Origin of the sequence: Cryptosporangium sp. NPDC048952 (assembly GCF_043197895.1) — a bacterium.
In the GTDB taxonomy this organism is placed as follows: domain Bacteria; phylum Actinomycetota; class Actinomycetes; order Mycobacteriales; family Cryptosporangiaceae; genus Cryptosporangium.
The window spans coordinates 89,434-104,244 of sequence record NZ_JBICTY010000006.1; the positions used below are offsets into that span (position 1 = coordinate 89,434).

General features: G+C 68.6%; 16 protein-coding genes and 1 tRNA gene. 4 read left to right on the top strand and 13 right to left on the bottom strand.

The window, feature by feature from the left end; all coding sequences use genetic code 11:
- Positions 1-8: 8 nt before the first annotated feature.
- On the top strand, positions 9-1,016 hold the full coding sequence (gmd, locus tag ACGFY5_RS30745) for a GDP-mannose 4,6-dehydratase (RefSeq protein WP_392725202.1): 1,008 nt from the start codon (positions 9-11) through the stop codon (positions 1,014-1,016).
- On the opposite strand, the gene ACGFY5_RS30750 is transcribed toward gmd, so the two are convergent.
- Positions 1,002-2,594, bottom strand: coding sequence for an O-antigen ligase family protein (locus ACGFY5_RS30750; RefSeq protein WP_392725203.1), 1,593 nt, complete (start codon positions 2,592-2,594; stop codon positions 1,002-1,004). The two genes, gmd and ACGFY5_RS30750, sit on opposite strands and share 15 nt — an antisense overlap.
- Before the next feature lie 146 nt (positions 2,595-2,740).
- Positions 2,741-3,937, bottom strand: coding sequence for a glycosyltransferase family 4 protein (locus ACGFY5_RS30755; protein WP_392725205.1), 1,197 nt, complete (start codon positions 3,935-3,937; stop codon positions 2,741-2,743).
- A 66-nt stretch (positions 3,938-4,003) separates the two neighbouring features.
- Here ACGFY5_RS30755 and ACGFY5_RS30760 point away from each other — a divergent pair, with 66 nt between their 5' ends.
- Together ACGFY5_RS30760 and ACGFY5_RS30765 are read left to right on the top strand one after the other, a co-directional pair.
- Positions 4,004-4,960, top strand: a complete 957-nt coding sequence (locus ACGFY5_RS30760) for a GDP-L-fucose synthase family protein (protein ID WP_392725207.1) — start codon at positions 4,004-4,006, stop codon at positions 4,958-4,960.
- Between the two features lie 27 nt (positions 4,961-4,987).
- Positions 4,988-5,749 (top strand): WecB/TagA/CpsF family glycosyltransferase, encoded by a 762-nt coding sequence (locus tag ACGFY5_RS30765; RefSeq protein ID WP_392725209.1) that lies wholly within the window; start codon positions 4,988-4,990, stop codon positions 5,747-5,749.
- A 55-nt stretch (positions 5,750-5,804) separates the two neighbouring features.
- Here ACGFY5_RS30765 and rplL read toward each other — a convergent pair whose 3' ends face one another.
- The 7 genes from rplL to ACGFY5_RS30800 all read right to left on the bottom strand — a co-directional run bounded on the left by rplL (position 5,805) and on the right by ACGFY5_RS30800 (position 9,886).
- Entirely contained in the window at positions 5,805-6,194 is a 390-nt protein-coding gene (gene rplL / locus ACGFY5_RS30770; protein ID WP_392725211.1) for a 50S ribosomal protein L7/L12, read from the bottom strand.
- A gap of 49 nt (positions 6,195-6,243) precedes the next feature.
- A complete protein-coding gene (rplJ, locus tag ACGFY5_RS30775; protein ID WP_392725212.1) occupies positions 6,244-6,873 on the bottom strand; it encodes a 50S ribosomal protein L10 in 630 nt (209 codons plus the stop codon).
- A gap of 427 nt (positions 6,874-7,300) precedes the next feature.
- Positions 7,301-8,017 (bottom strand): 50S ribosomal protein L1, encoded by a 717-nt coding sequence (gene rplA, locus ACGFY5_RS30780; protein WP_392725214.1) that lies wholly within the window; start codon positions 8,015-8,017, stop codon positions 7,301-7,303.
- 69 nt (positions 8,018-8,086) lie between these two features.
- Positions 8,087-8,521 (bottom strand): 50S ribosomal protein L11, encoded by a 435-nt coding sequence (gene rplK / locus ACGFY5_RS30785; protein WP_392725216.1) that lies wholly within the window; start codon positions 8,519-8,521, stop codon positions 8,087-8,089.
- A 53-nt stretch (positions 8,522-8,574) separates the two neighbouring features.
- Complete coding sequence (nusG, locus tag ACGFY5_RS30790) at positions 8,575-9,291, bottom strand: transcription termination/antitermination protein NusG (protein WP_392725218.1); 717 nt, start codon at positions 9,289-9,291, stop codon at positions 8,575-8,577.
- 96 nt (positions 9,292-9,387) lie between these two features.
- On the bottom strand, positions 9,388-9,750 hold the full coding sequence (secE, locus tag ACGFY5_RS30795; protein WP_392725219.1) for a preprotein translocase subunit SecE: 363 nt from the start codon (positions 9,748-9,750) through the stop codon (positions 9,388-9,390).
- 63 nt (positions 9,751-9,813) lie between these two features.
- A tRNA-Trp gene (locus ACGFY5_RS30800) sits at positions 9,814-9,886 on the bottom strand.
- A gap of 197 nt (positions 9,887-10,083) precedes the next feature.
- On the opposite strand from ACGFY5_RS30800, the gene ACGFY5_RS30805 reads away from it, so the two are divergent.
- Entirely contained in the window at positions 10,084-11,307 is a 1,224-nt protein-coding gene (locus tag ACGFY5_RS30805; protein WP_392725220.1) for a pyridoxal phosphate-dependent aminotransferase, read from the top strand.
- 99 nt (positions 11,308-11,406) lie between these two features.
- Here ACGFY5_RS30805 and ACGFY5_RS30810 read toward each other — a convergent pair whose 3' ends face one another.
- From ACGFY5_RS30810 to ACGFY5_RS30825, 4 genes are all read right to left on the bottom strand, one after another.
- Positions 11,407-12,831: a DHA2 family efflux MFS transporter permease subunit gene (locus ACGFY5_RS30810; RefSeq protein ID WP_392725222.1), complete on the bottom strand. Its 1,425-nt coding sequence runs from the start codon at positions 12,829-12,831 to the stop codon at positions 11,407-11,409.
- A 75-nt stretch (positions 12,832-12,906) separates the two neighbouring features.
- A complete protein-coding gene (locus ACGFY5_RS30815; RefSeq protein ID WP_392725223.1) occupies positions 12,907-13,464 on the bottom strand; it encodes a TetR/AcrR family transcriptional regulator in 558 nt (185 codons plus the stop codon).
- A gap of 71 nt (positions 13,465-13,535) precedes the next feature.
- Positions 13,536-13,964 (bottom strand): MaoC family dehydratase, encoded by a 429-nt coding sequence (locus ACGFY5_RS30820; RefSeq protein WP_392725225.1) that lies wholly within the window; start codon positions 13,962-13,964, stop codon positions 13,536-13,538.
- Positions 13,964-14,419 (bottom strand): MaoC family dehydratase N-terminal domain-containing protein, encoded by a 456-nt coding sequence (locus tag ACGFY5_RS30825; RefSeq protein WP_392725227.1) that lies wholly within the window; start codon positions 14,417-14,419, stop codon positions 13,964-13,966. The genes ACGFY5_RS30820 and ACGFY5_RS30825 overlap by 1 nt, the downstream gene beginning before the upstream one ends.
- Positions 14,420-14,811 lie beyond the last annotated feature (392 nt).

Below are 14,811 nucleotides of genomic sequence, written 5' to 3' on the forward strand. Positions count from 1 at the left end.
CCAGGCGTGTGGCATTCGTTACCGGCATCACCGGGCAGGACGGTTCGTACCTGGCCGAGTTGCTGCTCGCGAAGGGTTACGAGGTCCACGGCATCATCCGCCGCGCGTCGATGTTCAACACCGAGCGGTTGGACGCGATCTACCAGGACCCGCACGAGGCCCACCGGCGGCTGTTCCTGCACTACGGCGACGTCACCGACGCCAGCGGCCTGGTCAACGCGATCCGCGACGTGCAGCCCACCGAGGTGTACAACCTGGCGGCGCAGAGCCACGTGCGGGTGAGCTTCGACATCCCGGAGTACACCGGCGACACGACCGGGCTGGGCACCGCGCGGCTGCTCGAGGCGATCCGGGCGGCGAAGATCGAGACGCGTTTCTACCAGGCGTCCACGTCCGAGCTGTACGGCTCGACGCCGCCGCCGCAGAACGAGCAGACGCCGTTCCACCCGCGCAGCCCGTACGGCGTCGCGAAGATGTACTCGTACTGGTTGACCGTGAACTACCGCGAGTCGTACGGGCTGTACGCCACCAACGGCATCCTGTTCAACCACGAGTCCCCGCGCCGCGGCGAGACGTTCGTGACGCGCAAGATCACCCGGGCGGTGGCCCGGATCGCCAGGGGCCTGCAGGAGGACCTGTTCCTCGGCAACCTCGACGCGGTGCGCGACTGGGGATACGCGCCGGAGTACGTCGAGGGCATGTGGCGAATCCTCCAGCAGGACGAGCCGGACGACTACGTGCTCGCGACCGGCGTGCCGGCGACCGTGCGCGACTTCGTCGCGGCGGCGTTCACGCACGTCGGCCTCGACTGGGAGAAGTACGTCAAGCACGACTCCCGCTACGAGCGCCCGGCGGAGGTCGACGCACTGATCGGCGACCCCGCCAAGGCGGAGGAGCGGCTCGGCTGGAAGGCGAGCACCGACTGGCGCCGGCTGGCCCAGATCATGGTGGACGCCGACATCAAGCAGCTCGACGACCAGCTCTCCGGCCGCTCCGTGCGCCTAGACGACCGCTGAGCCTTCCACCACCGGGGGCCGCGCGTCAGCATGCGGCGGCGTCGCGGCCTCCGGCGGTGTGGTGGGAGTCGGTTCAGCGGTTCGCGCGGCCGAACCGAACGCGATCCAGGCCTCGGCGGCCAGCAGGAAGATCCAGAACGTGCCGCCGACGCCGCCGAGCAGCCAGTCGGCCCACGGAATCGTGGCCAGCGACGACACGACGGTGATCGTGAACCACGCCGGCGCCCCGCGACGCAGGCCGCGCCACAGCAGCAGCCCGAGGCCGAACAGGAACGCGACACAGCCCAGAATGCCGGCCCGGCGCAGCGAACCGATCGCCGAGTTGTCGGTGGTGAGCTCCGGCCGCTCCCCCACCGGGCCGGTGTCGTCGCGGACGACGGCGCCCCGCGGATCGGCGTTGTTGCCGAAGATCTTCGCGATGACGGCGTCGGACTCGAACTCGTCGATCACCTGCTTCCAGGTGTCGAACCGGCCGCTGGTGTAGTCCTTCACCTCGGTGGTGGTGCTCGGCGTCGTCACGGTGTTGTCGTAGCGGCTCTGGAACAGCGACGAAACGCCGCCCATCCCGATGAACACCATGCCGACGAGCAGGAGCGGCACGACCGCGGCGATCGCGGTCTCGCGGAACGACGAGTGGACCGGCAGGCCGTCGTCGGGAACGTCGCTGCCGCGACGCACGCGCCACTGCCTGCGGGCCAGCACCAGCAGGTGAACACCGGCCGCGCAGACCAGGAACAGCCAGGCGGTGCGGGAGTTGGTCAGCAGGATGACCAGCGTGGTGAGACCCATCGCCGACCAGCGCTGCCAGCGGGCGAACGCGCGGTCGGGTGCGATCCGCAGCGTGACCAGCACGCCGATCAACGCGAGCGAGTTCGGGTGGTAGAGCAGCCCGGGACCACCCCAGAACCTCCCGGTCATGGCCGAGCCCCACGGCCCGTCGGGCACCGCGTGGGCGTCGTCGAGGAGGTTGCCCGAGCCGACCAGGAACAGCGCGGCGATCGCGAACAGGAACGCGGTGACGACGCCGATCGACGGGTCACGCCCCGAGCGCCGCAGCGCCACCAGGATGCCGAGCGCGGCGACGGCCGAGACCCCGAAGTACGCGACCCGCTGCCCGGCGATCGAGACGTTGGCGGTCAGCAGCGCCGAGATGATGCCGAGCGGCCAGTACGCGAGCCCCAGCCAGGCAGCGCCCAACCGGGGCAGCCGCACCGCGTCGCGGAACCAGGGAAACGTCCACGCGATCAGCAGCAGCGCGCCGATCACGTAGACCGACCAGGTCACTTCGCGGGTGGTGGTCCACGTCCACGACATGATCCCGCTGAACACCACGAATCCGCCGACGCCCAGCCCGGACCAGGTGACCCCGCGCAGGGACAGCGCGAACCCGGCGACGGCGACAGCCAGCGCAGCACCGATCGCGGCACGGGTGCCGTTGGGCGCGTTGTTCTGCGCTGCTTCCAGCAGCCAGGCGATCGCGACGATCACCGCGCCTATCGAGGCGAAGCGGGTGTGCCGGCTCGTCCACCGATCGGGATCGAGTACCGGAAATTTGGGGCTGACGCGCTGGGTAGCCACGGCTGTGCTGTGTCCTCCGGTCGCTGTGCGTACCTCTTACTGCTGGACGGCCACGCTGTTGCCCCGTCGCGCCACCGCACAGTGGACCTGATTCTCGCATTCCTTGCTGGGCGCGGCCGAACCGTACTCGCCCGCTACGACAACTCTTATCCTGTGAACTTCGAAGAAAACTTCGACGCCAATTCTTCGTAGACGCCGAGCAGCGCTGCCGTGGTGACAGTGGTGGAGAAGTGCTCCTCGTACCGCTGTCGTGCCGCGCCGGCCAGCCCAGGCGCTTCCGCCACGACCCGCGGCAACATCGCCGCGAGCGCGTCGACGTCCGGCGGCACGGTCCACCCCGCAGCCGCCGCTCCGCCGGCCCCCGCGCCGACCAGGTAGGGCAGCCCGCCCATCGCGGTGGCCAGCACCGGCCGGGCGTTGGCCAGCGCCTCCACGACCACCATCGGGCACACCTCGTCCCAGGTCGACGGCGTGACCAGTGCGGCGGAGGCACGCATGACCTCCTGCACCTCGGCGTGTGGACGGCGCCCCAGCAGCTCGATGTCCCGGCGCCCGGCCGTCGCTGCGGCCACCGACGAAGCCAACGGCCCGTCGCCGATCAGCCGGAGTGTGCCCAGCGAACCGTCGGCGTGCCGCTGCCAGGCGTCCAGCAGGAGATCGAGGCCTTTTTCGGCCGAGAACCGGCCGACGAACAGCAACCCGCTGCCGGGTTCGGAGTGCCGGCCCGGGTCCGGGACGCCGTTCGGTTTCACGGTGATGGAGGAGTCGGCGACGCCGAACGACCGCAGGTGTTCGGCGATCGCGGGCGTGAGCGCCAGGTAACGGTCGACGGAGTGCCAGGTGCCGCGGTGCGCGGCCAGCGTGGTGGCCATCAGCGCGCTCTGCGCCTTGGAGCCGCGGTAGCAGGAGTGCTGGACGGCCGGGTACGGGAACGACTTGCCCAGACAGTCGTGACAGGCGTGGCCGTCGCGGAAATACAGACCGTTCGCGCACACCTGGCGGAAGTTGTGCACGGTATGGACGACCGGGACGCCGTGTGCGTGCGCGGTGCGGATCACCCAGGGCGAGAGCAGCGGGTACGGGTTGTGCAGGTGCAGGACGTCCGGCTTCTCGGCGGACAGCAACGCCGCGAGTTCGCGCTGCGCCTGCCGCGCGTAGAGCGGTGAGATCGGCAGCAGTGCCTTCTGGCCCGTGGAGAGCGTCGCGATCTCGTCGGAGCTCCGCTGGAACGGCAGCACCGTGACGCCGACCTCGCTGAGCAGCCGCGATTCGAGGTCGACCACCGTGTTCTCACCCGACGGATTGGCCGAGACGTAGCGGTTGTGCGCTATCACGATCTTCACGGCGGGGGGCTCTCCACAGGCTTGGATACGCTGGCGCCAGACGTTACTACCCGGAGAGGACACGCCTTGTTCCACCACCCGGTGCCCCGTGACGCCCGCGTCTACATCGCCGGTCACGGCGGTCTCGTGGGCTCCGCGCTCTGGCGGCACTTCGAGTCGGTCGGTTTCACCAATCTGGTGGGGCGCCGCTCGAAGGAGCTCGACCTGCGCGACCGCGAGTCGGTGCGGGCATTCTTCGACGAGGTGCGCCCGCAGTACGTGATCGACGCCGCCGCGAAGGTCGGCGGCATCTTCGCGAACTCCACGTACCCCGCGGAGTTCCTCTCGGACAACCTGCGGATCCAGACGAACCTGCTGGATTCCGCGAGCGAGTTCGGCGTGGAGCGGTTCCTGTTCCTCGGCTCCTCGTGCATCTACCCGAAGTTCGCGCCGCAGCCGATCCGGGAGGATTCGCTGCTCACCGGGCCGTTGGAGGAAACCAACGACGCGTACGCGATCGCGAAGATCTCCGGCGTGATGCAGGTGCAGGCGATCCGGCGGCAGTACGGACGCAGCTACATCTCCGCGATGCCGACGAATCTGTACGGCCCCGGTGACAACTTCGAGATCCCCGGCGCGCACGTGATGCCGATGGTGATGCGGCGGCTGCATTCAGCGGTCGAAGCCGGAGAGAAAACCTTCACGATCTACGGCACCGGCACCCCGAAGCGCGAATTCCTGCACACCGACGACCTGGCCCGCGCCTGCCTGGTGCTGCTCGAGAACTACGACGACCCGGCGCCGATCAACATCGGTGTCGGCGAGGACGTGACGATCGACGAGCTCGTGCAGATGATCGCGGACGTCGTCGGTTACGACGGCGAGTTCACGCACGACACGTCGAAGCCCGACGGGACGCCGCGCAAGGTGCTCGACGTGTCCCGGATCAAGGCGCTGGGCTGGGAACCGACGGTCGAACTGCGGAACGGCATTCGCAGCGTTTACGACTGGTTCCTGGAGCACCAGGCGACTTTTCGTCGCTGAGCCCGCTGCAACTAAGCTCACCGAGTTATGACGACGTCTACGCGGCCGGGCACGTTCGTGTGCTGCGGTGTCCATATCGAAGCAGTCACCCGGCAGCCGGCAGCGGAGCTTGTCGTCGCCTCGCAGTACGGCCAGCCGCGCAGCACGCACCTCTGCAACGCGTACACGTTGTCGCTCGCGGTGCGGGACGAGAAATTCCGGGCGCTGCTCAATGACGCCGACATCAACTTCGCCGACGGCCACTACGTGGCGATGGTGGGGCGGCGTCGCGGGTACCCCGACATGCACGCGCGGACCTACGGGCCCGACCTGATGGCCGACACGATCGACCAGGGGCGCGCGAAGGGGCTCAAGCACTACCTGTACGGGGCGTCGCCGTCGACGGTGGCCCAGCTGGCGGAGAAGCTCACCGAGCGCTTCCCGGGGACAGAGTTCGTCGGGGTGGAGTCCCCGCCGTTCCGGCCCCTGAACCCGGAGGAGGCCGACGAGCTGGTGGCGCGCGTGGAGGCCGCCAAGCCCGACGTGTTCTGGGTCGGGCTCGGTACGCCGCGGCAGGACGAGTTCGTGGCCGCGTACACGAAGCGGCTGAACTGCACGGTGGTGCCGGTGGGGGCCGCGTTCGACTTCCATGCGGGGAACAAGCCGTCGGCGCCGGCGGCGGTGCAGAAGTACGGGATGGAGTGGGCGTACCGGCTCGCTACCGAGCCGCGGCGGCTCTGGAAGCGGTACCTGGTCGGCAACCCGATCTTCGTCTACGGCGCGCTGACCGATCGCTGGCGCAAAAGCTGACAGACACAAAAACGCCCGCCCCGGAGAGCCGGGGCGGGCGTTTTCGTACAGAGACTTACTTGACCGACACCGAGGCGCCAGCGGCCTCGAGCTGGGCCTTGGCCTTCTCGGCGGTCTCCTTGTTGGCCTTCTCCAGGACGGGCTTGGGCGCGCCGTCGACCAGGTCCTTGGCCTCCTTCAGGCCGAGGCTGGTGAGGGCACGCACCTCCTTGATGACCTGGATCTTCTTGTCGCCAGCAGCCTCGAGGATGACGTCGAACTCGTCCTGCTCCTCGGGGGCGTCGGCAGCGGCACCGGGGCCGGCCGGGCCGGCAACGGCGACGGCAGCCGGAGCGGCGGCCTTGACGTCGAAGGTCTCCTCGAAGGCCTTCACGAACTCGGAGAGCTCGATGAGCGTCATTTCCTTGAACGACTCGAGCAGGTCGGCCGAGCTGAGCTTCGCCATGTCAGGCGGTTCCTTTCAGGGTTTGATTTACGTGTGTGCGGGGCGAGGCTCAAGCCTCGGGCGCAGCCTCGGCCGAAGCGTCGGCATCGGCCGAAGCATCGGCGTCGGCCGAAGCATCGGCGGCCGGAGCCGTGGGAGCGTCCGTGCCACCCTCGGCGGCCTTCTTCTCCTGCAGCGCCTGGGCGAGCCGGGCGAGCTGAGTGGGCAGCGCGTTGAACGTCGCGGCAGCCTGTGCCATCTTCGCCTGCATGGCGCCCGCGAGCTTCGCGAGGAGAATCTCGCGCGACTCGAGGTCGGCCAGCTTGGTGATCTCCTCGGCGGTCAACTTCTTGCCGTCGAGCACACCACCCTTGACGACCAGCAGCGGGTTCGCCTTCGCGAAGTCCCGCAGGCCCTTGGCGGCCTCGACCGGGTCGCCCTTGACGAACGCGATCGCGGTGGGACCGCTCAGCAGCTCGTCGAGGTCGGTGATACCGGCGTCACGCGCGGCGATCTTGGCCAGCGTGTTCTTGGTCACCGCGTAGGTCGTCTCGCGACCGAGCGAGCGACGCAGCTCAGTCATCTGCGCCATCGTCAGTCCGCGGTACTCGGTGAGCACCGCTGCGGACGAGTCGCGGAATCCGCCGGTGAGCTCAGCCACCGCGGACGCCTTGTCGGGGCGAACCTGCGTGTCAGCCATGGGCCTCCTCTCTCGTAACTCGGGCTGGTGAACCCGCCGTGAAACGAGAGACGCCCCGGCGCAGGGCGCACGGGGCAGCACAGAGCTTTGACACATCTGGCGACCGTCCGGCCTGCGCGGGTCGCCCGCGTTTCAGCGGGACCTTCGGCTGCGCGAACGCAGCGACCAGCGGTCTTCGGTGGAATGTCGCTCTCCACGATACAGGACCTCCGACGGAGGTCCCAATCCGTTAGCGGGCGACCGCAGCGGCAACCCCGCTCCGCGCGGCGACTGCCGCGCGGAGCGGATACTGGCTCGGCCCACCCTGCATCGAGAAAGCTATCAGCGTGCCACCCACCGATGGGATCCCCGAACCGAACATGCCCCCAAACTGGCATGAAAAAGGCGGCCCCGAAGGGCCGCCTCTCTCGTCAGAACGTCAGGAAATTCAGACCGCCGGGTCTTCCTCGGTGAGGTTACGAGCCCGGTTCGGGTCGACCGGGATACCCGGGCCCATCGTGGTCGTGAAGGTGACCTTCTTCAGGAACTTGCCCTTCGACGCACTCGGCTTCGCCCGGTTGATCTCGTCGAGCGCGGCCGCGTAGTTCTCGACCAGCTTCGTGTCGTCGAAGCTCGCCTTGCCGATCACGAGGTGCAGGTTGGCCTGCTTGTCGACGCGGAAGTTGATCTTTCCGCCCTTGATCTCGTTCACGGCCTTGGTGACGTCCGGCGTGACCGTTCCCGTCTTCGGGTTCGGCATGAGGCCGCGCGGGCCCAGGATCCGCGCGATCTTGCCGACCTTGGACATCTGGTCCGGGGTCGCGATGGCGGCGTCGAAGTCCAGCCATCCCCCCTGGATCCGCTCGATCAGGTCGTCCGAGCCGACCGCGTCGGCGCCGGCGGCCTCGGCCTGTGCGGCCTTGTCGCCCACCGCGAACACGATGACCCGGGAGACCTTGCCGGTGCCGTGCGGCAGGTTGACGGTGCCGCGCACCATCTGGTCGGCCTTACGCGGGTCGACGCCGAGCCGGATCGCGACCTCGACGGTCGCGTCGTACTTGGTGGTGCTGGTGCTCTTGGCCAGCCGCGCCGCCTCCAGCGGGCTGTAGAGCTTGGTCTTGTCGATGGTGTCCGCGGCTGCGCGGTACGCCTTGCTGCGCTGCATTTCGCTTCTCCTGAAAGCTATGGAGTCCGTGGTGAATGAGCCGCGCCCGGCTCTCCCACGACTACTGGGTCAGTCCTGAACGGTGATGCCCATGCTCCGAGCAGTGCCGGCGATGATCTTCGCGGCCTGGTCGATGTCGATCGCGTTGAGGTCGACCATCTTGGTCTCGGCGATCTGCCGGACCTGCTCCTGCGTGACCGTGGCGACCTTCGTCTTGTGCGGCTCGCCCGAACCCTTGGGCACACCGGCAGCCTTGAGCAGCAGCCGCGCAGCCGGCGGGGTCTTCGTGACGAACGTGAACGTCCGGTCCTCGTACACCGAGATCTCGACGGGGACGATGTCGCCCCGCTGGGACTCGGTGGCCGCGTTGTAGGCCTTGCAGAACTCCATGATGTTCACGCCGTGCTGACCCAGCGCGGGGCCGACCGGCGGGGCCGGCGTCGCGGCGCCAGCCTTGATCTGGAGCTTGATGATCGCGGAAAGCTTCTTCTTCTTGGGAGGCATCTTCCTGGGCTTCCTGGGCTTTACTGCAGACCCCCGGTATCTCCGGAGGAAACTTAGATCTTCGAGACCTGGTTGAAGTTGAGCTCCACCGGGGTCTCCCGACCGAAGATCGAGACCAGCACCTTCAACTTCTGGGCGTCCGGATTAATTTCACTGATCGACGCCGGCAGCGTGGCGAACGCGCCCTCGGTGACCGTGACCGAATCCCCGACCTCGAAGTCGACGACCTTGACCGGCGCCTTGACCTCTTTCTGCACGGTCGGCGCGAGGATCTTGACGACCTCTTCGAGGCTCAGCGGGCTCGGACGGTCGGCACGCGAGGTGGCGCCGACGAATCCCGTCACGCCGGGTGTGTTGCGCACCGCGGACCAGGACTCGGGCGTCAGCTCCATGCGGACCAGCAGGTAGCCGGGGAAGACCTTCGACTGGACCTGCTGCCGCTTGCCGTTCTTGACCTCGGTGACCTCCTGGGTGGGCACCTCGATCTGGAAGATGAAGTCTTCGACGTTCAGCGAGTTGATGCGGCTCTCGAGGTTCGTCTTGACCTTGTTCTCGTAGCCCGCGTAGGAGTGCACGACGTACCACTCGCCGGGGGCCATCCGCAGGGCGCGGCGCAGCTCCTCGACCGGGTCCTCATCGTCCTCGACGGTGGCGGTGGCCACGCTCTGAGCCGGGACCGCCTCGACGTCGGCCGACGCCTCGGCGTCATCGGACAGGGCTTCGGTCTCGCCTCCCTCGGGAAGGCGGTATTCCTCGTCGTAGTCGGGCACGCGATGGCTCTTCTCTGTCTGTGGGTGTTGATCCATTGTTCCGCACGCGGACGCAAGACGAGGCCAACCCGAACAGCGGGCCGGCCTCGAACCTACCTAGGAGTCGCTGTTCGCTCCGAACGCCCACATCACCAGTTTGGCAACACCGGCGTCGATGCCCCACACGATCGCGGTCATGACCGTCACGAAAACGACGACGACCGACGTGTAGGTGATCAGCTCCTTGCGCGTCGGCCAGATGACCTTGCGCAGCTCAGCGACGACCTCGCGGATGAAGCGGATCAACCGGGAGATCGGGTTGGGCCGACGCTCCTTGGTGCCCTTGCGCGGACCCTTGTCGGTCGGGCCCTTGCCGCCGCCCTTGGGCAGCTTCGGGGGGCCGTCACTCTTGGCAGCGACCTTCGATGCAGACCGCTCTGCGGCAGCGACATCCTGGGCGCTGCCCTTACTGTCCGCCACCGGATCTGCCTTCTTCCGTCGTCGGTCGTGCCCAGCCAAGTCCGTCGTCACGTGTGTTCTGCGCAGGGGTGACAGGACTTGAACCTGCAGCCTGCGGTTTTGGAGACCGCTGCTCTGCCAATTGAGCTACACCCCTTTGTGTCCCACCAAAGTGGCACACAGTGCACCTGCAACATACTTCCTAAGAGCGAGCGCGACGACAACCCGCCGTCCAACCTCGGGTGGCGGGTCAGGGGTCAGCACGCCCTAGAACGACGAGTCTACGGGGTGGCCGACGTTTATCCCAAACCGGTGCCCCGCAATGCATGTGACGCGTCTGCCAGAGTAGGGACCATGACCGCAGCAGACACCTCGCCCGCCCGCCGCATCTCGAGCAAGGTGGGCGCCATCGCCGAATCCGCCACCCTCGCCGTCGACGCCAAGGCCAAGGCCCTGAAGGCGGCCGGGCGCCCGGTGATCGGCTTCGGCGCGGGCGAGCCCGACTTCCCCACCCCCGACTACGTCGTCCAGGCCGCGATCGCCGCCTGCAGCGACCCGAAGAACCACCGCTACACCCCCGCCGCCGGCCTTCCCGAGCTCAAGGCCGCGATCGCGGAGAAGACGCTGCGTGACACCGGCGTCGAGGTCGCCGCGAACCAGATCCTGGTCACCAACGGTGGCAAGCAGGCCGTCTACGAGGCCTTCGCCACGCTGGTCGACGACGGTGACGAGGTCATCCTCCCGGCGCCGTACTGGACCACGTATCCCGAGGCCATCCGCCTGGCCGGCGGTGTTCCGGTCGACGTGATCGCCGACGAGACCCAGGACTACCTGGTCACCGTCGAGCAGCTCGAAGCCGCCCGGACGGAGAAGACGAAGGCGCTGCTGTTCTGCTCGCCGTCGAACCCGACCGGCAGCGTGTACACCGCCGCGCAGGTCGAGGAGATCGGCCGCTGGGCGCTCGAGCACGGCATCTGGGTGATCACGGACGAGATCTACGAGCACCTCGTCTACGGCGACACCGAGTTCGTCTCGATCGTGAAGGCCGTTCCGGAGCTCGCGAACCAGACCGTGATCCTCAACGGCGTCGCGAAGACCTACGCGATGACCGGCTGGCGGGTCGGGTGGCTCATCGGCCCGACCGACGTCGTCAAGGCCGCCTCGAACCTGCAGTCGCACGCGACGTCGAACGTCTGCAACGTGGCTCAGCGGGCCGCTCTGGCTGCCGTCTCGGGTGACCTCTCCGCGGTCGACGAGATGAAGACCGCGTTCGACCGGCGCCGTCAGACGATCGTGCGCATGCTCAACGAGATCGACGGCGTGTTCTGCCCGGAGCCGAAGGGCGCGTTCTACGCCTACCCGTCGGTCAAGGGGCTGATCGGCAAGGAGCTGCGCGGCGTGAAGATCGACTCGTCGGCGCAGCTCGCGTCCGTCGTGCTCGACGAGGCGGAGGTCGCTGTCGTTCCCGGCGAGGCGTTCGGCACGCCCGGCTACCTGCGGCTCTCGTACGCACTCGGCGACGACGACATCGTCGAGGGTGTCAGCCGTCTGCAGAAGCTTCTCGCCGAAGCGCGCTGACGCGCCTTATTACGCCATGCGGCGCACCACCGCCGGAGATTGACCACCGCACGTGCTGAAAGTGGCCCCGCCCGAGGCGGGGCCACTTCCGCGTCCGGGTCAGGCCGGGAGCGGCTCCGGGACGGGACCGGCCGCCGGCGCCGCGACCGGCTCGGCGGTGGATCGCTTCAGGCCGGGCACGAAGAGGGCGGCGATCGCGCCCGCGAGGACGACGCCGGCGCCGACCCAGGTCGCGATGCTCGTGCCGTCCGAGTACTCCTGGGCAGAGGCGTAGCTGCCGGTGTGCGAGAACACCGCGGCCAGTACCGCCACCCCGAACACCCCGCCGATCTCACGGATCGCGTTGTTCGCGCCGGACGCCACGCCCGTGTCCTCCTGCGGCACGGAGCCGAGCACCACGTTCGCGATCGGGACGAAGAACAGCGCCATCCCGATGCCGGAGATCACGAACGCCGGCCACTGCATGGAGTAAGCGGTGTCGGCCGACATGTTCGCGGCCAGCCACCCGAGCCCGGCGGCCTGCATCAACAACCCGACGACCAGCAGCGGACGCCCACCGATGCGGTCGGACAGTGGCCCGGCCAGCGGTGCCACCAGCATCGGCATCGCGGTCCACGGCAGCATCTTCAGACCGGCCTCGAACGGCCCGGAGCCCTGCACGGTCTGCAGGAACTGCGCGAGCAGGAAGATCGATCCGAACATCCCGAAGCTGAACAGCAGCGCGGTGACGTTGCTCGCGGCGAACCCGCGGTCGCGGAACAGCCGCAGCGGGAGCATCGGGTGCTCGGTGCGCGCCTCCCAGGCGACGAACAGCGCGGTGACGATGCCACCCGCGATCAGCGAGCCGACGACCTCGCGGCTCCCCCAACCGGCGGCGTTGCCCCGGACGAGGCCCCAGACCAGACCGAACAGGCCGACGGTGATCAGCGCGAGGCCGGGCAGGTCGAGTCGCTGCGCCAGCGGGCGGTCGGGGGCGAGGCGGCGCAGCGCGAGCGGCGCCAGCAGCAGGCCCACCGGGACGTTGATCCAGAAGATCCACTGCCAGGCCCAACCGTCGACGATCGCACCGCCGACGAGCGGCCCGAACGCGACACCGAGCCCGGACACCGCGCCCCAGACACCCAGCGCCGCGCCACGCCGCTCGGGTGACACCGCGGCGGAGAGCATCGTCAGCGTGAGCGGCAGGATCATCGCGCCACCGACGCCCTGCACGGCGCGGGCAGCGATCAGCGTGCCGACGTTCGGCGCCAGCGCGGCGAATGCGGACGCGACAGTGAACGTCGCGATGCCCAGCGCGAGGATCCGGCGGCGGCCGAACCGTTCCCCGAGCGACGCTCCGGTGAGCAGCAGGACGCCGAACGTCAGCGTGTAGGCGTTGACGGTCCATTCGAGGTCTTCGAGGCCGGCGCCGAGCGCGGTGCGGATCGCCGGAAGCGCGGTGGTCACGACGAGGTTGTCGAGCGACACCATGAATGCGGCCAGCGTCGTGACGACGAACGTCCAACGGGTGGTGTTGGGTGGCATGACGGACTCCAAGTAGTGATTGGTCACTAACTTCTGTGGTCAAAAAGAAGCCCGGCGTCTCTGCCGGGCGTCACGTCAGTTCGGCGGCGTGAATTTGCCGCGCATGTCCTCGGGAAGGCACATCTGGGCCCACGCGGCGTCGTAGCTGTCGAGGCCCATTGCCGCGACGACGTTCATCAACATGCCGTAGGCGAAGAACTCGCGGATCTGGTCCTGGTCGCAGCCGCCGATGCGCTCCACCGTCGACCAGAGCCGGCCGTAGCCGTCCCGGGTCGCGGAGCGGATCTCCGGGTCGTCGCAGCGCGAGTAGGCCTGCATCTGGAGCATCAGGAGGGCGCGGTCGGCGAGGAGCTTCTGGTAGGCCTCCCCCATCGCGACCATCGCGTCCTCACCGGCGAGACCGTCGGTGACCTCTTCGAACGTGTCGAGGACGAGTTGGAAGCACTGCTCGACGGCGGCGACGAACAGGGCCTTCTTGTTCGGGAAGAGCCGGAAGAGATAGGGCTGGCTGATGCCGGCCCGGTGCGCGATGGTCTCCGTGCTCGTTCCGTCGAGGCCACCGCTCGCGAACTCGGTCACCGCGGCCTGGAGCACCATCTTGCGTCGCTCGTCGGCGCTCAGTCGCGTTGCCATGCGGCCTAAGTTATTGACCAATCACTACTTAGTCAAGACCGGAAAAAGCCCCGCCGTGGCGGGGCCCTCCGTCAGGCGAGTTGGAGCACGGCCTTGGCGCGGCCGAGGACCTTGTCGTCACCGGCGCGGGCGGTGATGTCGACGGCGACGCGGCGGTCGTCGAGCTTCTCGGAGATCTTGGCGGTGACCTCGAGGGTGGCGCCCTGGTCGTCGTCCGGGACGGGAACCGGCTTGGTGAAGCGGACGCCGTAGTCGACGACCGCGCCCGGGTCGCCGACCCACTCGGTGAGGATGCGGCTGGCCTCGGCCATCGTGAACATGCCGTGCGCGATGACGTTCGGCAGGCCGACGGACTTCGCGACCCGCTCGTTCCAGTGGATGACGTTGAAGTCGCCGGACGCACCCGCGTACCGGACGAGGTTCGATCGCTGGATCGGGAAGGTCTTGGGCGGCAGTTCGGTGCCGACCTCGACGTCGTCGTAGGAGATCGTGGCGGCCATCAGCTCTCCTTCTCGGCGGCGCGGGAGACGATCAGCGCGTAGGCGGCGAGGACCGGCTCGCCGTCCTCGGTGGTGACGTCGGTGCGCATCGACAGGAAGACGCTGCCGGCGCGGAGCTTGACGTCCTCGACCTCGGTTTCGCAGACGAGGCGGTCACCGGCGCGGACCGGGCGCGTGTAGACGAAGCGCTGTTCGCCGTGGACGACGCGGGCGTAGTCCATGCCGATCTCGGGGTCGAAGACCGCCGGGCGGGTGGACTGCATCGTGAAGATGATCGGGAAGGTGGGTGGGGCGATGACGTCGGCGTGGCCGAGTTTCTGGGCGGCGGCCTGGTCCACGTACGCCGGGCTCGGGTCGCCGATCGCCTCGGCGAACTCGCGGATCTTCTCGCGGCCGACCTCGTAGGGGGCGGTCTTCGGGTACTTGCGCCCGATCGCATCCGTCGGACTGGCCACGGCGCCTCCTCGATTGGATTTCCCGCAACCTACCGGTAACCAGCGGCCCGACGCCCGCTACGCCGCCCAACGGAGGCGCACCCCACACCGCGCGCCGCCCACGCGGGAGGGGCGCGCCAAGCGCGCAGCGCGGGAGGGGCGTGGGGGCTGCGCCCCCACACCCCTACGTGCTCGGCTCCGCACCTCGGACCCTCCGCGCCCCGGCCGCCTTGCGCGCCGCTGCGGGCGCCGGGCCCGTGGGAGCGCAGCCTCACGGGCCCGGTGCCCGCTACGCGCGAAAGCGCCGCCCCTGAGGGCGGCGCTTTCGGAGCGTGTGCGCGGTGACCGCGCGAGAACTAGCGGGTCTCGCGGTGGGGCTGGTGCTTGCCGCAGCCGGACCGGCGCAGAACTTC